Genomic DNA, 23,133 nt, shown 5'->3' on the forward strand with positions numbered 1-23,133 from the left:
ATAAAATACATTTGTAAAAAAACAATTATGTCACAAACAATAAGAGAACTGGAGCCTAAGGAAATATGGAATCATTTTGCAGATTTAAATGCAGTACCTCGTCCATCAAAAAGAGAAGAGCGCATTATTGAATTCATGATGCAGTATGGCAAAAAACTTGGCTTGCCAACAACAAAAGATGATGCAGGAAATGTTATTATAAAAAAGCCTGCAAGCAAAGGCATGGAAAATAAAACGCCTATCGTACTCCAAAGCCATCTTGATATGGTGCATCAAAAAAATGGTGATACCAATTTTGATTTTTTCTCGCAAGGCATTGACATGGATGTGGATGGCGATTGGGTAAAAGCCAAGGGCACAACGCTCGGTGCCGATAATGGCATTGGCGTTGCCAGTATAATGGCCGTGTTGGAGTCAACTACCATTGAGCATCCGGCAATAGATGCATTATTTACTATTGACGAGGAAACAGGCATGACCGGAGCATTAAGTTTGAAAGGCGGTATGCTTGATGGTAAAATATTATTGAACCTCGACACCGAAGATGATAACGAACTAACCATTGGTTGTGCCGGTGGAGTTGATGTAACTGCAACAGGAAGTTATCCGTATGAGTCTTCGCCACCCAATGTGGGAGTGTTTAAAATTTCAGTAACGGGATTAACAGGTGGACATTCGGGTATGGATATTTATAAAGGCCGTGGTAATGCAAATAAAATAATGAACAGAATTTTATTGGCCGTTTACGAAAAATTTGGCATACAAATTAGCAGCATCGATGGTGGCAGTTTGCGCAATGCCATCCCGCGCGAGTCGGTTGCCGAAATAATTATTCCATCAACCGAAATAGATTTGTTTGCACCCTTTATTAAAAATATAGAAACAGAATTAAAAGCCGAATGCAAAACAACCGATCCCAGCCTTTCTATATCGATTGAAAAAATAGAAGGGCCAAAGCAAGTTATACAAAAGGGGTTTCAAATAAAATTGCTGCGGTGCTTGTATGCCGCTGCCAATGGGGTTTACCGAATGAGCCCCGACATTTTGCATTTGGTACAGACATCAAATAATCTGGCACGTGTGCTTGTTAAAGAAGGTGAATATTCTATCCAATGCCTAACACGTAGTTCGGTAGACAGCGAGAAAATGGATTTGGCAAATTCATTAAAGTGCACATTTGAATTGATTGGTGCTCGAGTGGAATTCAAAGGTTCATATCCCGGATGGACACCAAACCCAGATGCGGCAATTGTAAAAATCATGAGCGACTTATATAAGGAAATGTATAAAGAAGATGCATTGGTAAGTGCATGCCATGCAGGATTAGAATGCGGAATATTGGCCACCAATTATCCCAGTATGGAAATGATTTCTTTTGGTCCTAATATTCGAGGTGCACATTCGCCTGACGAAAAAGTGCAAATAAGTTCTGTGCAAAAATACTGGACATTTTTTCTTGAAACATTAAAACGAATACCTGACAAGCGTGCCTAGTTTTTGAACATTTGCGATAATATAAATAGACACTTTTATTTATCTTTTTTCTTCTTCGCATCCTCTGCGGTTGATTCTTTAAAAAAAAGTCCGGTAACTTAAAGTCACCGGATTTTAATTCTACTATGTTACTAGTTAGTTGGGTTTGTGCAGGAGAATTGATTTGTTGATTTTATTTTTCAATCACCAGTTTCTTACCTGCAATTTTATCATTCTGAATTATGCGGACATAGTATACACCGTTAGTTAATTCGGAAGTGTCAAATCCAACCTGATTAATTCCCATTGCTAAATTCATAAGTGAAAATTGTTTCACAACTCTACCTGTAATATCCATAATCACAATGTTTGCTTCTCCTGGCGAATCAATATTAAATGCCAGAGTTGCGTAATTTATAACGGGGTTAGGATAAACTTCAATTTCCATTTCTTCAGACTCGTTAGAAGCGTTAGCAGCCATGCGGCATGCTCCGGTTGTGAATGTTTTTGTAGCTGAAAATGGGGACGCAACATCAATACCTACCGTATCGCATAGGGTTCTTATTTTCCATTCATAGGCAGTATTACAAATTAAGTTTTTTATAGTAACTGCTTTGTTTGCTCCGTTTACAAACCTTTTTTTCCAGAAGGTAGCGGTGGCTTTTTATGCCATATTTCATATTGCACGGCCCCTGGAACTATGGCCCAGTTAAACTTTGCCTGCGAAGCAGTAATGTTTGATGTGCTAAGCGAAATAGGAGTTTGGCATACAACTGGTTGAACAAAGCGCGCAGTAGTACCACCGGTAACGTACACATTATTATCGGTGCCAAATTCAAACCAAACAGGATAACCGCTTGGTGTAGTAGTAGCCCATGCAGAGGAGCCATTACTGTTTACTTTGCATACTCCCATTGACGACATGGTGCTTCCTGCAATAAATACATTGTTTGAAGCATCTATGCGCATAGGAGTAAGAGCAAGTAGCGACAAGCCCGGACCATCAGCATCCAGATTTTGCCACAGAAAATTTCCTGCTGAATCGTATTTCAAAAATACTACTCCGAAAGTTGAGGGAGGATAACCGCCAATTACGGGTTTGCTATCGGTGCCTACTTCGACCTTGCTGCAGTTGTTTACATTGGTTTGCGACCATATTATTCCGGCAGTAGGAGATAATTTTTGGAGCACATTATTAGGACTGCCACCATTGATGATATAGGTATTTCCAAATGCATCGCCTGCTGCATCGCCAACAATAAAACTTGCAACACCACCAAGGCTCCATATATTATTGCCGTTAAGGTCAATTTTAGAATAGCCATTAAAATTACCGGTGATTCCGCGGTGCGTAATCAGAATTTTATTATCAGGCGTAAATTTAAATGTAACCGGTGCCCCAATTCCTGCATCAAAATAATTCCATACCGATGCTCCGGTGGAATCAAACTTTTTCACTTTGGTTACCTGCCCGTTTGGTCCGGTACCTATACCAAGAACGTAGATATTATTGTTAGCATCCACTAAGCATTTCCTTGTTGACGAGCCATCGAAATTGCTTTCATAAACTACTCGCCACAATAATGCTCCTGCCGCGTTGAATTTCATCAATAGGCTTGCTGCATTAACAGGATTTGAGTATCCGGAACGAATGGTGCCTGACACAAGCACATTCCCTGACTTGTCGGTGGCTACCCATGTAGCCACTTCGTGTCTGGTATTATCGGTGTTGTTGTATGTTGCATTCCACATGATGTTGCCGGTTGGGCCACGCTTGGTAAGAGTAATGTCTCCTCCTGGATTATAATCCCAGTTGGCAGTATATGAATTATTACTTGCATCCAATGCAATTGAAACACCACCTGGATAGTTGTACCAATCTACGGTTACCTGTGCCTGTGTTATAGAAGTTAATAACACGAAAGCCATTACGATTTTATTTTTTATCATTTTTTGTGTATTTAATTATTTATTGACCGAGCAAGTTGAGAAACCTTCAAGTGTATAAAGAGGGCGAAAACTGACTATGCTGGTAAAGGCAAATACAACAGCCAAAACGAGTAATACTATGCCTCCTGTGCCACTTACCACATTTTTAAAGTAAAGCGTTGCAAATACTAATGCAAGAATAATTCTGATAATCCGGTCTGTTGAACCCATGTTTTTTTTCATCTTTTATTTTTTTAAGTGTTTAGATATTTTACGATTAAAACAATGGCTGCTATAATTGAAATGCAAAGAATGCATACCATTATAAGTTTCAAAATTGTTTTTTTATCAGCCATTTATACTGCAAATAAACGGAGTCCACTTAACGTATGAAGTGACCAATGTCACCTTATGAAAATATTTCTATCGAATCATGGTGTTGCTTTAGTAGTTTTTCGTTTTCCAATTTTTTAAGTAGCCGGCTCACTACCTCGCGAGATGTACCAAGGTCACATGCAATTTCCTTATGCATTATTTTAATTGGGTTATGTTGTGTGATTTTTATTTTTTCGCGCAAGTAATTCAATACGCGTTTATCAAGTTTATCATAAATTAGATGGTTGATAGTATCAATCAATTCAGCATAGCGCAAGTCATATTGATTGTAAAAGAGTGTATTTATTGCAGGATAAGTATGCACCCATTTGTTTACCATATCGGTAGGCAAAAGCAAAACTGTTGATTCCTGCTGTGTAACGGCAATAATTTTGCTTTTGTCGTGGTGTATGGCTGACGAAAAGGACATGATGCAACTTTGGTCAGGTTGTATATAATAAAGCAACAGTTCCTTGTCTTCGAACCTGGTGTAAACTTTTATCAATCCGCTTAAAACAATAGGAACCACTTTTACATACTGCCCTTCGCGAATAAGTTCAACATTAGCACCAAAAGTTTTAACATGGGCAGTATCGCTTATTTCCTTAAGCAGATCTGAGCCCAGGTAACTTAAGCGCTTGTCCAAGGTATTATCTGAGTTAGTTTCAAACTCATCGCTTTTATCAATTTGATTTTGCATAATGACAGAAAATTTATTTAAGTTTAAGAATCTTGTGCAACTAATACAATCGCTAAAATACTGAACGCTTATTATTCTGTTACAAATAAATTACCCAACAGGTAAAAAATTATGATTAAGCCTGGGAATTCTTTTGGTGAGCATATGCTTAGACTGTTACCATTTGCCTTTGGTTGGTGTTTTCACCAGCCAAAGACGAGCAGCATGCACCCCAAACATCTTAAGAGGCTTACCTATTCTCAGCTTTGATTCTGATGATAGTGAATATGTCTTTTTTAGTGATAGGGGAAAGTTGATAATGATATTTTTAAAACTCGATTTGCCTATCAGATTATCATAATAGAATAGCAGATGCATTTAATGCGATTGAAAAAACAATTTTCCGTTTCAAACAAAAGATGAAATGATAAGTAAATCCATCATTAAAAAGGTAAGTCCCCGAACGGGGGATTTCCATTATTAAAATTATTTACATAATATTTAAAATCATACTCGGCATAAAAATGTGCTTCAGCATTGGTACAGATATTAAAAACATCAAAGGTATTTTGAGGGCGATTATCATTCGGTTGATTACCATCACCTTGGTCGTTCAGCACGCCAATATTATTTTTTTCTAACACTGCCCATGCATGTGCCTCATGGTTTTTGTAGGTATTGCAGCGTATGTCAAGCTGTGGGTTGAGGCCTTCGGCTTGGGTGCTACAACTAATGAGCAACAAACTACCAATAATTAAAAGATGTATTTTCTTTAGCATAGTATAAGTACGTAATTGGCAATTGCATTATTGCTTTACAAACTTAGCAAAATACTGCACATCTTCAATATTTAGTTGTACACAGTACAACCCGCTTGGCAGGTGATGTACAAATACAGGGTGGGGCAGCGTATTGTTTACCATTTTTTGTTGCAGTACTATTTGCCCGGTACTGTTAGTAACGGTTACTGTATATGTATCGGCATAGTTGTGTTTTCTGTCTAGTTTACAAACAAAGAAGTTAGCACAAGGATTGGGATACACCTGCATCTCAACTTTGCTTGCAACAGTTGATTCACTTGGTGGCAAAGCCGTATAGAGCGCACATCCATTACTATCGCAGCCGAGGCTATCCACCTTTACAAGCCAAGCATCTTGGTTACCACTAGGGCCATCAACTGCACTGCCGGGCATTATAAAACCACCATCGGCTGTGGGGTACACATTGCGAAACCAAGCATTTTCATTTCCCACAGGGAAATCTCTATACCAAAGTAAATTGCCTAAGCTATCCATTTTTGCTAACATACCATTTGCAATATAATTAATTTGGTCGCGCTCAAGAGAGCCTGATGAAATTATGCTACCGTCTGTTAATTCTCTAGCAAACCAAAATTCTGTTTCACCCTTTAATAGGTAATTTTTTTATTGAATTTGACACTACCAAGTGTCAATTTTATTAAGAGTAGCTCTTAAAAATTATTCACTTGAAATTGCCCAGCTATTAAATAGTTACCATCTTCTGTTTTTGTTATTCCAATTCCAGTATCAATTTCAAAAGTTCCAAATGTCTTATGCCATTTTTTATTGCCAAGCGAATCAGTTTTTATTAAGTAAACATCGCGTTGCCCCGCCCCATAGCTCCTTGTCCAGCCGAGGAAAAAAAACCTTTATCAGGTAGTTCGATGCTTGATGTGGCAGCATCATAATTTGGAGCAATGTATTCTTTGTCCCACAAATAGTTGCCATCTTTATCTAATTTCATAATGCAGGCATTGCCATCGGTAATGGCTTTGTCCACCTTTTGGCCTGTAATTAGATAGCCACTATCACTACATTGAGAAATGCATGTACCCCCATAAAAGTAATTGGTATCAGGCGCATATTTTTTAAACCAAATACTATCGCCCAAAGTATCCGTTTTTAATATTGAAAAATAGGAGGCGGTATTTTTATCACTGTAATAACTTCCAAATGCATAGTTGCCATCGAGGGTTTTTAATGCACTGTAAGTTATATAATAATCAATACTGTCATTTCCATAAATTCTCTGCCATATGGTGTCTCCAAGTAAACTTATTTTTGTTACTGCTAATTGTTTCGCATTCAAATTCAAAAATAATGTATGCATAGGCAATATATATCCATCGGGTTCAATTATTAAATCGTGAGTACTATCAATTATTTTATCATAAAATTTGTTAAATGTATTTTGAGAAAATGAGATTTTAGCAAATAGAATGTATATTAAAATCAATTTAATTTTCTTAACCATAATATAAAAATTAAAAACGGCCATCAATTGATGACCGTTTTACTAAGAGAAATTAATTTTGTATAATTAGTTTTTGTCCGCTCACAAATTTATCATTTTTGTACAAAGTGATTTGATAAATGCCATTGGCAAGGTGAGATAAGTTTATTCTTGATTCCACTGAATTTGCTATGTGCTTATACAATTGTTGTCCAACCATATCGGTAACCATAATTTTATTTGCCACTTTGCTTTCATACACATTTAGTTTCAAATTGAAATTGCCATTGCTTGGGTTGGGTTCAACAACAAAAATATTTTCAACAATTGAGTTTGATAAGTTTTTGCTTATCAATCTTGGTGTCTTATTTCCAATTGGCATTATATGATGTTTGAAGTTTCCCTCATTTATTTTCATCAACAAATTTTCTGCTAAGTTTGAAACCAATGTTTTGTTGTTTACAATATTATGCAGCGTATTTTTATCATTAGCTGTTACACTTGAAAGCTGGTTTTTGCTTTGTGCAAATCCAATCATAAAAGTATAATAATCAACATAGTCAATATCAGTTTTTGATTTTAATGATGTTAATGTGTTTTGTGCATGTATAAAATTATTTTGAGCAATATAAAGGGGAACCAACAATTTTTTTGCTTCGCTTGTATTCAATTTTGATAAATATTCAATCAATAAACTATCGGTACCAGTAGTATCTTTGGCTGCATACTGCATTATTAAATCGTTTATCATGGCTTGCTTTTTGGTTGGGTCTTGTTCATTGTCAATTGCCATTTTCAATTGGTCGCAGGGTAATGTTGGGCAGGGGTCGTCAATTGTGCATTGGTCTTCTGTTAGAGGATTTCCACCATCTTGTATTCCTACTCCTAACCCAAACAATATAGGGCTGCTACATTGCGGGTAAGTGGCAGCCATGCTTGTATTATTAAACACAAAATAATTAAAAAGATATTCGCTATAAATATGGTCTTCGCCATTGGGGCATATTACAAATTCGGCAAAGGTGTTTTGGGGGCGAATGTCTTGTGTTTGTGTCCCCGTCCCTTGGTCTTGCAGCACGCCAATATTATTTTTTTCTAACACTGCCCATGCATGTGCCTCGTGGTTGGTGTAGGTATTGCAGCGTATGTCAAGCTGTGGGTTGTCGCCTTCGGCTTGGGTGCCAATTACGGTTTCATCAAAGATATTATGGTCTATTGTGCGGCCCCAATTAGCACTGTTGGTAGCAACTACACCGTAGTTGGTTCCGTGGTTAGGTACCCAGTTTGGGTCACCAATAAAGTGGTTGTCCTGATTTATTTCAAATAATCGGCTACCATCCATCCATACTCCAAAGCCTGGGTCGGTATCGCCTCGTGGTATGTTAAATACTCTGTTGTTATGTATAAATGATATTGGTGCTGAATTAAGATATACACCACCCCAGCAACGGTCAAATACATTATGAGTAATAACATCCGGACTAAACGTAATACCTGTAAACCAGCCATCAATGCCGTGATAGAGATTGTTAAAGTGATTACCTTGGTTGTTTATAGCAAAAGCTCTAATGTTGGCATCAAATGCAGTTATGCCAACCCCACGGTCTTCGTAATTAAATCCTCCATGGCCATTGAAGGTATTATTTATAATGTCCACATCTCTTACATCCCACATACTTATAAATTGAGTGGTGCCGTCACCATTGTAGTACGAGCCCGGTAATGAGCCGGTGCATTCAAATAAGGAGCCATTTATAAAACTTAGGTTGGATTGCTGCGTATATGGGCCAAAATGTATGCCACGCCTGTTTTGTAAAAATTGTGTACCAGGGAAAGTACGTACTATTCCTCCACATTGTCCACGATGGATTTATTACCTTATACGGTATTCCGTCCACATTCAATGGATTGCCTGGTATTAAAGGATTGGTTGGATAAAAATCTGATTTCATCCATTCTATGCCGGGGGCATCCATCGTTTGTGCTACGTTTCGCTTAAATGGAAACTGTAAAATTGCGAGCAACATTAATCCAATGATTAATTGTGAATTGTACAGTGTGCGGTGTTTGATTTCATAATAGGAAGTTTTTAAAATTATTGATTAAAAGTAAGTAAAAGTTTGATACCATTTACTATCCCATGAAAATAAATATGTGATTTTCATACTATTAAGTTGAGCCGTTGTTGGAGTATTTTCAAACCGCCCAAAATTTTAAAATTTGTTGAGCCCCCTTGTATTCAACCCTTTCAGAGTTTTAGTCCTTTTATTTCATTACCCCACATTGCATTCGGGGTTATTCGTATTAAGGCCCTTCAGGCTTTAATTTATTGTATGATCCAATAACAATATGGGTGTTGATTTATTTTTATTCTTAGTACGTATGTTGCAAGTTTATTTCTTTTTTACAAAGTACTTTAATTGCAAATGTTTTTACTATGAGGTTACCATACCACTTTCATTGTCGACTACACGCTAATCCAAGTAGATAATAGTTTATAAAATTTAGAGCTTGCTTAAATTTTATCTAATTGTTTTATTATGTCAAATTTTCCGTTTATCTGCGTTATATTTTTTGCCTTTAGGACGCAGGCTATAGGCTGCAAAATATGCCTTGCTAAACAAAAAATTTGACTATAATAATTCCAAAACATAAATTTTAAACAGGCTCTTAAAAAGTCATCTTGTTTATGGTTGGCTCAAAAAGTATTGTTTGAAAATTAATTAAAAAGAACTTTTACTTTTAGCAGCAACGAATTTCTATTCATCTATCCCGAGATATTTTTTTATAAACTCATTTTTCTTGCGTTCGGTACTTAGCATGTATTGATAGTCGGGCATGTCATCCTTGCCTTTGCTGTAGCGGTTTTTTTCTTTTTCGTTTGCTATAATCTCATTGAACTTACTATCGCTGCTTATAGCCTGCATTACTCCGCGTTGGTAGTTGAAGTAGTACCAGGTATTGGCATCTAATTCAAAATAAAAACTGAATACATCGGCACCTTTTTTCTTTTGCAAGTCGCAGTACCCTGTTACCATGCGGCTTACAGCATTTTTATAAACAAAGCCTATTCCAATTTGTCCGGTGCTTTTGAATGTATTGGTTTCGGGGTAATACACTAATTTTATATCAGATAAGATGATGCTGTGTCGCAATTCATCGGGCACACGCTTGGGTGTTCCAAATTGTGCAATTTCGCTATTTACCTTTTCCCATTTTTCTTTTCCTATCAGGCGGGTCATGCTTTTGCCATAGATGGGGCGTGCATCATTCGTGGCCTTTAGGTTGCTATACGAAGCAAGTACATCATTCATGGCAGATAATGCTTTGTCGCTAAACATAAAATCGAGGTCGAGCACTGCATCAATTTTAATCGAATCGTTTTCAAGATTTTTTCCAAACTGCCAACCACATTGACTTTGAATTGTCCATGCTTAGTCGTGTATCAATGTAACCCTCACCATATACATGGCATGTGGTAGCATTCAAACTTAGGTATGCATCCGAATCGTTTACAGGTGTTATGCGATACTCGGTAGTTGCATTGTCATAAGATAGTACACCGGCAGATGAGAGTATTTCCTCATCTGATTTTTTGCGTTTTTCAGTAATGAAGGTTGCATACACACCATCACTATCATTGGTAAAACAAAAACCACTAAACAAACTTTCCCTGGTTTCGTTTACCGGATTGCGCACGGGTATCGATACACCTTTGGGATCTATATCGCTGGCAAAACTAAACCAGGCACTTCCAATTTTTTCGCAATTGTGTGAGAAGTGTGCATAGCCATCAAAGAATAGTGGCTCCTTGGGCGCACGAATTTTTACCTGCCCTTTGAAATTTGTATTAGGTGCAATAACAAAGTTTGCCGTATCATCTACCAGACCAAAGGCATAGGTTGATTTAGAGGTGTCAATGCCGATGCGTTCAAGATGAATGAGGTGCTTATTATTTGCTTGGTCGGTGTATTCATAATCACCGGTACCCTCGTATCGCTTGCGCGATGCTATATCGATGCTTGCATTTACAAACGTGTGGTATTTGGTAGTCGTATTAGCAATAACCATTGCATTTTGTAGTGTTTGCATCTTTGCACCTTTTTCAACTACTACTTTACCACCATAGGGCTTTACCTGTGCATCGCCAGTAAGTACTTCTTTTACATCTGTACCACGCATATTGTAATCAGCAAGGCTGTAATTGAGCCATGGCGAATTCCAGCGCAAGGAGTCTTGTAATGCATGTACTAATGTAAGAGGCCCCATCTTTTAAGTCAGATTTAAACTGTAGCTCGCGTGCAGTTATGTCCCAATCAAATTTTTCGATATTGCTGGTGTATTGATTAGCCGGAAAATCAACACGGCTGCGCGCATCATTAGCTTTGAATTTTCCGGTCTTGCTATTCAAATCTACTTGTGCATTAATATTTCGTGCATCAATAGCGAATGTGCCTTCGTCATCACTCTTTAATCGGAAGCCTGAGGAGTCGGCACCAAATCGTGATTGTTCAAAATTGAAATCGCGCGATAGCAGTTGAGCATCGTAGAAGCCCGCTGTGCCATAACCGCCAAGCCCCTTTGGGGCAAGGCGCAGGCTGCCATCAAGATAAACTTGCTTGTCATACAAGTCAAAATCTTTTTCGCGCTTATGTATATCCATGTAATCTTTTTTAGGAACCCAAACTACATCTACATTATTTGCTTTTACAGCAGGATAATTCTTCTCGCGTCTGATTTCAAAATCATTAGCATCGGCAAGGGTACTGTCAGGAAAAAAGTAAATGTGATCGGAAATGGTTTTGCTGCTTAAGTAATCGATGTTGCCTTTGCCTTCAAGTCCTTTGTTGCTTAATTTCAACTTATTGGTAAATGTGCCTTTACCCTCATATGCCTGCATGCCTTCGGGAGGAGTGTCCATTTCAAATCCTAACGAATAATCTTCCTGCACCAGCAACGATTGTTTCATATCGGGAAAAATGTTGCTTACAAAAGTCCCTTCAAAGCGGACATCTTCTTTGCGCACTTTATCGGTACCACGCATTTCAAAAGGCTCAACTTTAAAATAAAATAAATCGCGTTTGTAAACGCCTCCAAATACATTGGGATTATCCCAATACACATAACTATTGCTGGTACAAGTAAAGAGTGGATAACTAGGCGCTCTTTTAACACCCGATTTATTTTCAAGACTATCGATAATTATTTCTCCACTTATTCCTTTGAGATAATTTTGTACTGCTATCAAGGGATATTCACCATTGGCATCCGGAATTTCTCCCGGTACCTTTATGCGCATACTGTCTATATCATTCAGTTTTATTTTAAAGTCATCATATAGGAATTGAAAATTATTGCCATAAAAATCGAGACGACCTGCACGCAATCTCCCTTTGTATGAGAAATCGCGATTGCTACGCATCAATACCTCCTGATCGCTTGGAACAATAAACACATTATTGGAGTCGCTCAACACCACATTGGCAACACCTCTGATGCGCAAATCAAAATTTAGCAGATTAATACTTGCATTGGGCAACTTGGCAATTTGCGATTCAACTATAATTCCATCATAGTCTGTTTTGTTGCTAAATGCTTTGAGGTAGTAATATAGTTTATCTTTTATTGTGGCTTTGTCTGTTTTAAAATCAAATGATAGGAATCCATTATTGCTTAGATAAAGCAACATGCCTCGCACTTCGCTTGGTTGCATGCGCATTTCTTTTGCAAGATCTTCGGTCATCACATAATCGGTGCCATACTTTTGTGCAAACTTTTTTACCACATACAAAGGCGATTCATCATTAATGCTTTGTATTTTTTTAAACCGATTCTCGCTGAAGTAATTTGCCGATTCAATTCGCATTTTACTTTCACCCTGTCCCGAGCCCATTTTCATATCAATTATGGGGTCATCAATTTTCCAGGTAAGTTCTTCCAGATAAATATCAACATCATGATACGAATCGAAAAACGGACTTTGTTGCGCACCACGAGTATCACGTATTACCGTAATTTTTTTATCCTTATTAATGTATTTGAAATTTGTGCCGGGATGCACAATGCTATCCAATATACCCGGCAAGGAATCAACCTCCCAGTAGATGCAGATGGACGCATTTTCGCTGGCTACACGCTCTGGCGTGATGAGAAAAGATTTGGATGAGGCTACAAAAAATGGCTTATCTTTTCTTTTGAAAATAAGTTGCGCATTCTGCACATCATTTCCTGCTCCAATCATTTTGCTACCCCTCATGTCAAAGCCTCCTTTATATTCCGCATCTTTAATTAAGTTGGTTATTTCTATCTCTCTGGTATAACTTTGGAAGCGTGGGTACGAAGCATTGTCTGTATCGCTGTTAGCAATAATTTTATCGAGCATAAGCCCTTGCAGTACATTCGAAAAATATTTTTATGATAAAAGCTCACACTGTCGGCAGTATAATCCGAACCGGTCATGTCAATGGTGTAAGTGGAAAGATCGCAGTAAACATCAGTTGGCGAAAGACCAGCGCGTTCCCAGGTAATGCGGGCTACCCGTGCCTCGCCACAGGCGAAGGTTGGGATAATACGCTCCGAGGTTTTTTAAAATAAAAGAGCTGTCGCCTTTAGCATAGCATTGTAAGTTTAGCGTTGGATATACTATTTTGGGTAGTGAGTCAAATTCAAATGAATAGTTTGTGTTATCTGCAGCCCAGCGTACCGAATTACTTTCGTAGAGGGAATTTTTTGCAAAGAATACAAAGCAGTTTTCAATAAAATCGCTGAACTTACGCATCGTACCTAACGATGATTTTTCGAGCGCAAGATGCCAGTTCTTAAAATCGGTAGGTGTTTTGCCGCCTTCGGCAAAACCAATAAGTGCGCGCATGTAATTTGAAAAATCCGGATTGGGTTTCAATCTTTTTTTAAGCATCAGGTTGGTAAAGTCGTAAATGTCCCTTTGCTGTGCCGGTGTAAATCGCCCTTGTTCCCACAAGGGTAAAAACTTATCCATGATATCATCTGCCTCTTTCTTAATTCCCAATTCAAGAAATGCCTGCATTTCTTTGGGAAACTTAACTGCATCGGGTGTAAAGCTTTTGATAGATTGGGCATGCACCACCATAGTCATCCAGATGAGCAGCAGCCCGGTAAATATTGAACGTATCATATTTTTATATTCAGAATAGAGATGTGACTCCTATTGAAAAGCCTTTGTTACAATTAATGCCCTCGCGTTATTTAGAAATTTTTGATTTTAATTCTTAAAAAAATTAGAACTCAATTTGACTAAATACAATATGCCCTAATTGTGAAGCAAGCATCAACAGTATGCAAATTAATATTAAAATAACCGTTAACATTCAACTTTAACGAAGTTGTACATAGATTGTGAAAAACTTTTTATTGGCCATTTTTTGCATGGCCTTGTCTCAGATGCAGCATAGAAACCTATTTGGGCATATCGTTTTAGCATAGGATAAAAAAATAAGGCCACTTACTTAGAAGGTGGCCTCAGCGAAGTGCTATTTATTTTACCGGTCATGCTTTGCATGACTGGCTTATTATTGTTTTGTAAATCTGAAAACAGAGGCGTTTTTGTTTTCAATAGAAACCGTGTATATACCCGGTGCCAAATGGGCAATTGAAATAAACGGGTCTTGCTCATTCAATTTTTTAGTAATTAAATTTTTTCCTGTCACATCACATACCGATACCGTTACATTATTGGTAATGCCGTTTATCTTGATTACATCACTAGCCGGATTTGGAAATAAGGAATATGAATTTTCAACACTTTCATTAATAGAAATAGCGCCTGTATAATCTATAACGATGGTGCCCGGTGATACAGAAACAAAAAATGAATCTATCATACCTCCGGTTGCATAGTCATAAATGTAAACCTGGCCATAGTTGACAAAGTCGGTGTTGCCGCTATAGAGGTAATTATTAACCTTATCGAAAGCCATTCCATAAATGGATCTGTTTACACTTAAAGTAGTGGTGGTGCTTTGTTGACTCAAGTCGAATTTCTTTATTGAATTTTCGCCCATTACCTGATAAGCAATTTCACCCTGAGTAGGCGAAAACACGCTCGATGCACAGCCGCTGCTCACGTTGAGTTTGGTGGTTTGGGGCATTTGATTTACTAAATCTAAACTACTAACAGAGGCATTGGTGAAATCTAAATTATTAAGCGTCACAATTTGATTGTTCGTTTGGTCTAGTGCCAAATAATCCGGATTCAACCCATCTGGCCCAAGGTCAATTTCATTAACATAGGATTGTAAGTTTAAATCGACCACACCAATTTTTCCTACATAGTTGGGAAAAAAGAATGCATTGTTGAGTGCAATGTAAGCTTTGTCATTTTTCACGGCAATTCCTTCGCATGTAAAGGCAGGACCTGTCATATTATTCAACTCATATATAAAGGCAAGATTGTTTTTATCATAAACCTGAAAATAATTATTTGCAAGGCCAACATCGCCACGTGTACATAGTAATTGATTGTTCCATACATCCATTTTACGAATACCATCTATGGGAGTAAAATGTGTTTGCGTATGGTTAGTTTTATCAAAACGATAAATACCATCTGAAGCTGCTATGTAAATTACATTTCCTTCAATAATTAAGTCAGAGGCAAATTGGGCATTGGCAAAAGTGGCAAAAGTGGTATAGTTTTTTGTTATCGGATTATAATAGCCTGCGCTGGGTGCAGTTACAATGGTGCTCGTATTCCAATCATAGTATCCCTCGTTAAGCACATATACATTTTGTACGGTTAGCTGTGCATGTGCTGCTAGTGCTATTAAACATGCAAATAATAAAGAGGCAATTTTTTTCATTTTGTTTTGTTATGTTTTTTGTGCAAATGTATAAACACACTTAAATTAACCTAAATAAAACCTTTTTTTTTCAATTATTAACTACACGACTATAGTTTCAGGCCTATTTGTTTGGAGAGATGTTGAAATTATCGAAGTTCAGTTTAACAAGGATTTGGGTTACCATGTTTTTAATTGCTGCTTATTATTTTTGAGGCAAAAATTTCAAATAACCCGAATGTTGAGTTTAGGCTGTAAAAAAAGCATATCATGCTTATTGATGGAATTTTGTCAGATAAGGCGATGGATTTACTTTATAAAAATATTTACAATTTATCAAAATCCAAACGGGCACTGGCTGCAATATTCTGGCTTGCAAAACTTTTCGATTTAAGTTTATAATAGCCTGCAATAGCAATCATGGCAGCATTGTCGGTGCAGTATTCAAAAGGGGGAATAAATACATTGAGATTAAGCGCAGCGCCCGTTTCGGTCAAGCGGCTTCGCAGGTAGCTGTTAGCCGAAACTCCTCCAGCAATTGCAATATCGCTCACGTTATATTCTTTGGCGGCTTTAATAAATTTATCGAGCAAAATTTCGACAATCGTGTGTTGTACCGATGCGCATATATCATCACGGTTACTTTCAATAAAGTTGGCATCGGCTTGTTGGTTTTTATTAATAAAGTTGAGAATGTTTGTTTTTAATCCACTAAAACTAAAATCGAATCCGGCAATGGATGGTTTGTTAAAAGTAAACTTAAGAGGATTTCCTGTCTTGCCATATTTGTCAATTAAGGGGCCACCGGGGTAGGGCAGGTGCAATATTTTACTCAACTTATCAAACGCCTCACCGGCAGCATCGTCTAAGGTTTGGCCAATTATCTCCATGTCAAAATAATCGCGCAGCAAAACCAATTGGGTATGTCCGCCTGATACGGTAAGGCACAGAAAAGGAAACTGTGGAGTACGGTCATCGCTATTTTTTTTAATAAAATGAGCAAGAATATGAGCCTGCATGTGATTTACTGAAATAATAGGAATGTTTAGTCCCATGGCCATTCCTTTGGCAAAACTGCTGCCTACGAGCAACGAACCCAACAAGCCGGGACCTTGCGTAAATGCAATGGCTGAGAGCTGTGACACTTTGATGCCTGCACTCTTCAAAGCTGCTGTTACTACTGGTACAATATTTTTTGGTGCTCGCGCGATGCCAGCTCCGGCACTACACCTCCATAAGCTGCATGTACACTTTGATTGGCTATAACATTGCTCAGGATGCTTTCATTACGGCATACCGCAGCCGATGTTTCGTCACACGATGATTCTATTGCCAGTATGTAATTCTCGTTAACCATATTTTGCAAAACTAATTAATGCCTAGCTCATTCAAAAATGAACCGCTAAATTGTACTTTAGCCAACCGTTTTAAAAAATGATTAGGAAGGTTTTACGCATAATAACAGGTTTGCTGCTAACAGTACTTTTATTGTTGGTTTTTCTTGTTGTTGCAATACGTTTTCCTGCCGTACAATCGTTTGTAGTTAACAGGGCAGCATCTTACCTTAGTAAGGAACTAAAAACAACTGTTTCTATAGGCTCGGTCGATTTCCAGCTATTTCGCAATTTTATTATCCGCGATTTATATGTTGAAGATGAAAAAAGAGATACCCTTGCCTACATTCCAGTTATAGAAGCTAAAGCCAGTGTGTTTTCTATTGCCGATAGCCGATTCGTTTTTGACAATGTGACTTTAGCCGATGGAGTTATCAATGTGAAACGTTTTAAAGAACGGAAGGGCTTAAACCTCGATATAATAACAGACTATTTTGCAGGGGGAGATACAGACACAAGCTCTAAGTCGAAGGTTGACTTCCGTCTGCAACGAATTCAATTAGCTAACATGCGCTTTCACTATCGCGACTTGCGCCATGATGGCCATACACCCTGCGTAGATTTTGATGACATACGCATTGATAGTCTTTTTGTAGATGCTGATCATTTTAATTTTGATGATAGCACAACATTTCATGTAAATAATATTTCCCTTAAAGAACACAAGGGATTTCGTATTTCTGGTTTCAAGTCAAATACGGTCATAAAAGATAATGAGTTTACCTGCAACAATCTCCAGATAATTTCGCCCCAAAGTAATGTTGCCGGGCAACTTACCTTTTTGTTTAATGACTGGGAAGACTTTGATGATTTTATTGATAGTGTCAATATACGCTCTTCTTTTGCTAACACCGTAGTATCGTCAAATGATATCCAATATTTTGCAAAGGAATTATTCGGGCTTGATAAGTCGGTCACATTTGAAGGTACGGTAAAGGGAAAGGTTCCAAACCTTCGCGGAAAAAATATTAAAATTACCTACGGCAACCAAAGCTTGATAGCTGGTAATATCAGTTTGAATGGTTTGCCAGAAATAGAGGAAACTTACGTAGATGCCGATTTAAAAAATCTGGTACTGAGTTATGACGATGTAGCACGCATTCCATCCTATCCATTTTTAGAAAAGAAGAAACTTGAAATACCATCATGGCTTGTGCCTTTAGGTACCGTAAATTTCAAAGGCAAATTTATCGGGTATCTTCAGGACTTTGTTACCTACGGCACTATTAAAACCAAGATAGGGACCATTGTTGCTGACGTGAATCTAAAAACAGGAACATCGCTCGAGCGTTATAGTGGTAACATACAGGCAGTGGATTTTGATTTGGGTAAAATGTTTGATGCCTCAAACGTTATTGGCGCTACTTCGTTCAATTGTAAAATAGATGGTCAATCATTTGACATTGAAAAAGTGAACGGAAAAATTGAAGGGCAAGTGGACTATATAGACATATACGGTTACCGTTATTCTAATCTTGAAGTAGCAGGTGATGCATCCAAAAAGTTGTTTAATGGAGCAGTGTCTATTAATGAAGAAAATATTTCGCTCGACTTTAACGGGAAAGTTGATTTTACTTCCGAAACCCCACAGTATAACTTTAATGCAGATGTGGCGCAACTTAAGCCGGTAGCATTGCAATTATTTAAACGCGATCCAACATCAGCTTTTAGCGGCAATGTAACGCTTAATGCACGCGGCAAAAACATAGACGATGTAATTGGCTCCATTCAGATAAGCGACTTTACTTATTCTGAAAAAGAAAAATTAATTATTGCCGACAATATTCTCTTCAATTCGGAAATGGAAAACGGTTTGTACAATATCAGTCTTAATAGTGATGTAGCCAATGCCAAGTTTAGAAATGTACGTAAACTTAGTACCGTTTTTATTACACTTTACAATACGATAACAAACTATGTTCCTACTATTAAGCCAATTCCAAATAAAGGAGAAAAGGAAAATTGCCAATTTGAAATAGTAGCTAAGAATCCGCAACCCGTGTTAGATATTTTTGCTCCGAGTATAAAATTAGCGCCCAATGCTACAGCATTGGGAAATGTAAATACCCACACGAACGAAGTCAATATAAATGCTTATGGAGATGTATTTCAGATTGATGATAATAGATTTGAAGATATTAAGATAAGCGGAAATAGTAAAGAAGGCCGATTTTACTTTACCAGTACAATTGGAAATTTGTTTTTGCGCGACAGTTTGCCTATCGATCATATTACCATAGCAGGGCAATCGGATAATAAGAGCTCGTTTATAGACTGTCGTATTCATGATTTTGATACTGCCACCAATAAACTTTTATTAGCATTTGACACCGAATTTCTGGATGGTGGAATAGCAAATATTACAATCAATCCTTCCAGCCTGATTAAAGTAGATACGCTAATCTGGAAGGTGGCTAAAGAAAACAAGATAAAATATTCTCAAGCTGGCTGGCTATTCGAAATGGTAGAATTAAAAAATAACTATAACCATATGCTTCGCTTAGATGGAGTAATAAACAGCGATCCGGAAAATTCATTAAAGTTGAATTTTAATGATTTTGATGTGGCACCACTTAATAAAATTCTCTATGCATATGATTTACAGTTTGGTGGTATAATTACCGGGCGTGTTGATTTATTCAGCCTTGCTGCAAAGCCGCGACTCGATGGCGATATACAAATTCGTAATTTTTCTTTTTTCAACGACTCGGTAGGCGATGCGCATGTGTTAGCCGATTATGATTCAAATAAGGATAAAGTAAATTTGAAAGGTGAGGTGCTTCGAAATGGAGATAGCAGCATAGCGTTTAATGGATTCTATCAGATTAGCGAGCGAAGCGATTTTTTGGATTTTGATATCCGCGTGCAGAAGTTGAACTTAAGTGCCTTGCAACATTACTTTAAAGGAATTGTAAGCGATTTGCGAGGAAAGGGCTCGGGCAAGCTGCGCTTATATGGTGATCCTGCCGAGCCATTTATTACCGGCAATGCACTTTTGCAAAAGGCTTCATTTAAGGTTGATTACCTTGGAACACGCTATTCCTTAAGCGATGATATCGATTTTAAAGAAGACTACATCGGTTTTGATAATGTAAAATTGAATGATATTAATGGAAGCGAGGCAATAGTGGATGGAAAATTATACCATCGTTTTTTCGACAATATGTCGTTTGATTTAAATATAAACGCAAAAAAGTTTCAAATGCTGAACACCACCATAAAGGAAAACGACTTATATTATGGAGAAGCTTACGGTACCGGGAAAGTTAAAGTAGGCGGCACCCCTGACCTTATGCGTATGGAATTAACCATGAAGACCGAACGGGTATCGCCCAAAATTTTTACCAAAATTAATATGCCTCTTTCATCGCCTGAAGAAATCAGCAATGATGAATACATTACTTTCATAAATAAGAATCCTGCTACAAATGTGGTGCAAGCTAATGCCAAACGCATTCCTGTAAAAATTGAAGGGTTCGATCTTGATTTTAATATAACTGCAAATACAGAAGCAGAGATAAATCTTATTTTTGACGAAAAGGTTGGCGATGTTATTACAGGCCGTGGCAATGGCAATATTAAAATGTCGATAAGCCCCGATGGTTTATTTTACATGTTTGGCGATTACAACATAACGCAGGGAAAGTACTTTTTCAGTATGCAAAACCTGGTTGGCAAGCCATTTGAAATAGTGTCAGGCAGCAACATACGCTGGAACGGAAATCCTTACGATGCAAGCATTGATATTAAAGCAAGGTATGAGAAAATGGTAGGGCTATATGATTTATTGCAGGATACAGCTTCGTTTCGTAGCAGGCAAAATGTGTATGTAATACTCAATTTGAAAAATAAATTATTTAGCCCCGAAGTTTCATTTGATATTGAAGTGCCTGGTGCCGATGCTAATCTTGAATCGCTTATACGAAGATATATTAATACTGAAGACGAAAAAAACCGACAGGCCATGAGTATTTTATTTTTAAATAAATTCAGTGTTCCCGAAGATATTAAACAAACGCAGGGGTCAACCTTAATATCGAATACAACCAATGCATCCAGCAGCCTTACCGAGTTTTTGAGCAAGCAATTGAGCGATTGGGTTAGTAGCCTTGGCCGCGAAGTGGATCTCGATATAAATTTAAATTATACGCAAGGTGATGCTATCACACCTGAGCAATACAATGTGTTGCTTCAAAAAATTATTGAATGACCGCATCATAATTAGTACCAATGTTGGCCTTGGCACAGGCACATCTGTTAATAATACTTCGGGTAATGTGGTAGGAGAGTTTAATATTGAATATCTGGCAAGCAAGGATGGCAATTTCAGGATTAAAGCCTTTAATAAATCCAATATCAATAATATTTATAGAGTCAATCAAGCGCCCTATACGCAAGGGGTGGGTTGGTTTTATCGAAAAGATTTTGACTCGTTTGAAGAATTGTTAAAAAGAAAGAAAACTACATTAAAGTAACTCATGAACTGGCCTGATCTCCCTGTATTTATTACGGACCATTTTAACGATTCCGAAGTCATGCTTCGCAAAAGTGAGGGCCATCAGGCTACAAAAGTACTGCGCCTTAAACCGGGCGATGCGCTAATTGTAACAGATGGCTTTGGCAAGGCAGCTGTTAGTAATATTCAAAGCATAACAAAAAATAGCGTGTTTGTGATACCCCACTATATGCTTGAAAGCAACAGTGCTTGTCAGTCAAAATTGCATATTGCAATTTCACTTCTGAAAAATACGGAACGATTAGAATGGTTTGTGGAGAAAGCAGTAGAGTTAGCTATAGATAGAATTACACCTTTGCATTGCCAACATACAGTGAAAACAAATTTGAGAACCGACCGTTTGCAATCGATAATCGATTCTGCTTGCAAGCAATCGCAACGCGACCGGTTTCCAACATTAAGCCCACTTACAAAATTTGAAAATTTTATTTCTGAAAAAACTAACGACACCAAGCTAATAGCTTGTTGTTTGGATGCGAAACCAAAATTTGCGCTTAACAAAGTACTTCCTGCTAATACCAATACCACCGTAGTTATTGGTCCTGAAGGAGATTTCTCGCAAATGGAAGTAGAATTGGCGCAAAAGCATAATTTTGTAGCGGCATCATTTGGTGATGCACGCATGCGAACTGAAACAGCAGGATTATTTGCTGCAGCTTATTTTTATTCGATTAATTGTTTTTAATAATATGAAACGACTTGTTTTATCCTTGGCAATTGCCACAATTGCACTTAATGTAAACGGACAACGCACAGCACGCTTCGAGTCGAGCAGTGTAATTGGCGGTAGTGCCGTACCTTATAGTGATATTAAAGCTTTTTTTGCCGTTATTGATAGTGGTAGTATCGGCAGTAATTATTTTACTATTTATTTTGAAATCCCTGATTCTTGCGAAGAACTTGGATTACGCACATTTAGTCCTGTGCCCCAATTAACATCGCCTAACAGGGGTGACCTTAGTACCGAAAATTATTTTGAACGGAAAGTGCTTTGGGACAAGACATTTGACCCCGCTATTAAATTATATCGCGCTGCTAATTACAAACCACAAAACCATGCTGTAAATAAGGAGTATGCCTGGCAGATTGTTGGCAGTAATGATGATAGCAAAGAAATGCCCACACAACCCAATATGAAAAATGGCAATGCGCTTGTTCGGTTAACTGCTAAATCGCGGCTGATACCTCCCGGGTTGTATAATGTTGTTATTGGCGATAACAAAAATACAAACTGGTTTGGCTCGTTTATGCTTAATATAGGTGTAAATGCTCACTGGCAGGGCTTTTGGATGGGCACCGACCTCGGACTAAAACCTCAATATTAAAAAGCTGTAACTATGATTATATACAATGTTACAATCAATATTGACTACAGTGAACATCATGCATGGCTCCAATGGATGAAGCAGGAGCATATTCCCGATGTATTGAATTGCGGGGTGTTTACCGAGGCACGTATGGTAAAAGTAATAGTCGATGAAGAACAGGGTGGCGAAACCTATTCGGTGCAATATACCTGTGGTACCATGGCCGATTATGAACGCTATGTTGATAATTTTGCCAAAGCAATGCAAGCCAAAGCTGCCGAAAAATTCGGAGGAAAGTTTGTAGCATTCAGAACACTATTACAAACGATAGACCTGTAGTAGTGGTTTTTTATAAGGTTTAATCAGGTGTACAATTCCATTTTTAATAACT

20 protein-coding genes and 1 pseudogene are annotated in these 23,133 nt (G+C 37.7%); 6 read left to right on the forward strand and 15 right to left on the reverse strand.

Annotated features, from left to right (window positions below; genetic code table 11):
* The first annotated feature begins 27 nt into the window (after positions 1-27).
* Positions 28-1,494, forward strand: a complete 1,467-nt coding sequence (locus tag IPO27_18025; GenBank protein ID MBK8848327.1) for an aminoacyl-histidine dipeptidase — start codon at positions 28-30, stop codon at positions 1,492-1,494.
* Positions 1,495-1,666: 172 nt separating this feature from the next.
* Here IPO27_18025 and IPO27_18030 read toward each other — a convergent pair whose 3' ends face one another.
* The 15 genes and pseudogenes from IPO27_18030 to tsaD all read right to left on the reverse strand — a co-directional run bounded on the left by IPO27_18030 (position 1,667) and on the right by tsaD (position 16,882).
* Positions 1,667-1,954, reverse strand: coding sequence for a T9SS type A sorting domain-containing protein (locus IPO27_18030; GenBank protein MBK8848328.1), 288 nt, complete (start codon positions 1,952-1,954; stop codon positions 1,667-1,669).
* A 146-nt stretch (positions 1,955-2,100) separates the two neighbouring features.
* Positions 2,101-3,423, reverse strand: a complete 1,323-nt coding sequence (locus IPO27_18035; GenBank protein ID MBK8848329.1) for a hypothetical protein — start codon at positions 3,421-3,423, stop codon at positions 2,101-2,103.
* A 15-nt stretch (positions 3,424-3,438) separates the two neighbouring features.
* Positions 3,439-3,645: a DUF2892 domain-containing protein gene (locus tag IPO27_18040; GenBank protein MBK8848330.1), complete on the reverse strand. Its 207-nt coding sequence runs from the start codon at positions 3,643-3,645 to the stop codon at positions 3,439-3,441.
* Positions 3,646-3,811: 166 nt separating this feature from the next.
* Complete coding sequence (locus IPO27_18045) at positions 3,812-4,477, reverse strand: Crp/Fnr family transcriptional regulator (protein ID MBK8848331.1); 666 nt, start codon at positions 4,475-4,477, stop codon at positions 3,812-3,814.
* 422 nt (positions 4,478-4,899) lie between these two features.
* Positions 4,900-5,235, reverse strand: a complete 336-nt coding sequence (locus IPO27_18050; GenBank protein ID MBK8848332.1) for a hypothetical protein — start codon at positions 5,233-5,235, stop codon at positions 4,900-4,902.
* Between the two features lie 27 nt (positions 5,236-5,262).
* Positions 5,263-5,763: a T9SS type A sorting domain-containing protein gene (locus IPO27_18055; protein ID MBK8848333.1), complete on the reverse strand. Its 501-nt coding sequence runs from the start codon at positions 5,761-5,763 to the stop codon at positions 5,263-5,265.
* 301 nt (positions 5,764-6,064) lie between these two features.
* On the reverse strand, positions 6,065-6,730 hold the full coding sequence (locus tag IPO27_18060) for a hypothetical protein (GenBank protein ID MBK8848334.1): 666 nt from the start codon (positions 6,728-6,730) through the stop codon (positions 6,065-6,067).
* Between the two features lie 52 nt (positions 6,731-6,782).
* Positions 6,783-8,384, reverse strand: a complete 1,602-nt coding sequence (locus tag IPO27_18065) for a T9SS type A sorting domain-containing protein (protein MBK8848335.1) — start codon at positions 8,382-8,384, stop codon at positions 6,783-6,785.
* A gap of 61 nt (positions 8,385-8,445) precedes the next feature.
* Positions 8,446-8,736 (reverse strand): hypothetical protein, encoded by a 291-nt coding sequence (locus tag IPO27_18070; protein MBK8848336.1) that lies wholly within the window; start codon positions 8,734-8,736, stop codon positions 8,446-8,448.
* 732 nt (positions 8,737-9,468) lie between these two features.
* On the reverse strand, positions 9,469-10,068 hold the full coding sequence (locus tag IPO27_18075) for a hypothetical protein (GenBank protein MBK8848337.1): 600 nt from the start codon (positions 10,066-10,068) through the stop codon (positions 9,469-9,471).
* A gap of 25 nt (positions 10,069-10,093) precedes the next feature.
* A complete protein-coding gene (locus tag IPO27_18080; GenBank protein MBK8848338.1) occupies positions 10,094-10,939 on the reverse strand; it encodes a hypothetical protein in 846 nt (281 codons plus the stop codon).
* Complete coding sequence (locus IPO27_18085; protein MBK8848339.1) at positions 10,899-13,091, reverse strand: hypothetical protein; 2,193 nt, start codon at positions 13,089-13,091, stop codon at positions 10,899-10,901. The genes IPO27_18080 and IPO27_18085 overlap by 41 nt, the downstream gene beginning before the upstream one ends.
* A 111-nt stretch (positions 13,092-13,202) precedes the next feature.
* Complete coding sequence (locus IPO27_18090) at positions 13,203-13,862, reverse strand: hypothetical protein (GenBank protein ID MBK8848340.1); 660 nt, start codon at positions 13,860-13,862, stop codon at positions 13,203-13,205.
* Positions 13,863-14,256: 394 nt separating this feature from the next.
* Positions 14,257-15,546: a T9SS type A sorting domain-containing protein gene (locus tag IPO27_18095; protein MBK8848341.1), complete on the reverse strand. Its 1,290-nt coding sequence runs from the start codon at positions 15,544-15,546 to the stop codon at positions 14,257-14,259.
* Between the two features lie 305 nt (positions 15,547-15,851).
* Positions 15,852-16,882 (reverse strand): annotated as a pseudogene (gene tsaD, locus IPO27_18100) (tRNA (adenosine(37)-N6)-threonylcarbamoyltransferase complex transferase subunit TsaD).
* Between the two features lie 77 nt (positions 16,883-16,959).
* On the opposite strand from tsaD, the gene IPO27_18105 reads away from it, so the two are divergent.
* From IPO27_18105 to IPO27_18125, 5 genes are read left to right on the forward strand one after another with little or no spacing between them, the layout of a single operon-like run.
* Positions 16,960-21,129 (forward strand): translocation/assembly module TamB domain-containing protein, encoded by a 4,170-nt coding sequence (locus IPO27_18105; protein ID MBK8848342.1) that lies wholly within the window; start codon positions 16,960-16,962, stop codon positions 21,127-21,129.
* Positions 21,122-21,394 (forward strand): translocation/assembly module TamB domain-containing protein, encoded by a 273-nt coding sequence (locus IPO27_18110; protein MBK8848343.1) that lies wholly within the window; start codon positions 21,122-21,124, stop codon positions 21,392-21,394. Before IPO27_18105 ends, IPO27_18110 begins: the two co-directional genes overlap by 8 nt.
* 60 nt (positions 21,395-21,454) lie before the next feature.
* Positions 21,455-22,120 (forward strand): 16S rRNA (uracil(1498)-N(3))-methyltransferase, encoded by a 666-nt coding sequence (locus IPO27_18115; protein MBK8848344.1) that lies wholly within the window; start codon positions 21,455-21,457, stop codon positions 22,118-22,120.
* 4 nt (positions 22,121-22,124) lie between these two features.
* Complete coding sequence (locus IPO27_18120) at positions 22,125-22,760, forward strand: hypothetical protein (protein ID MBK8848345.1); 636 nt, start codon at positions 22,125-22,127, stop codon at positions 22,758-22,760.
* Positions 22,761-22,772: 12 nt separating this feature from the next.
* Entirely contained in the window at positions 22,773-23,081 is a 309-nt protein-coding gene (locus tag IPO27_18125) for a DUF4286 family protein (GenBank protein ID MBK8848346.1), read from the forward strand.
* Positions 23,082-23,133 lie beyond the last annotated feature (52 nt).

The sequence above is a fragment of the Bacteroidota bacterium genome, assembly GCA_016714535.1.
Classification (GTDB): Bacteria; Bacteroidota; Bacteroidia; order AKYH767-A; family OLB10; genus JADKFV01.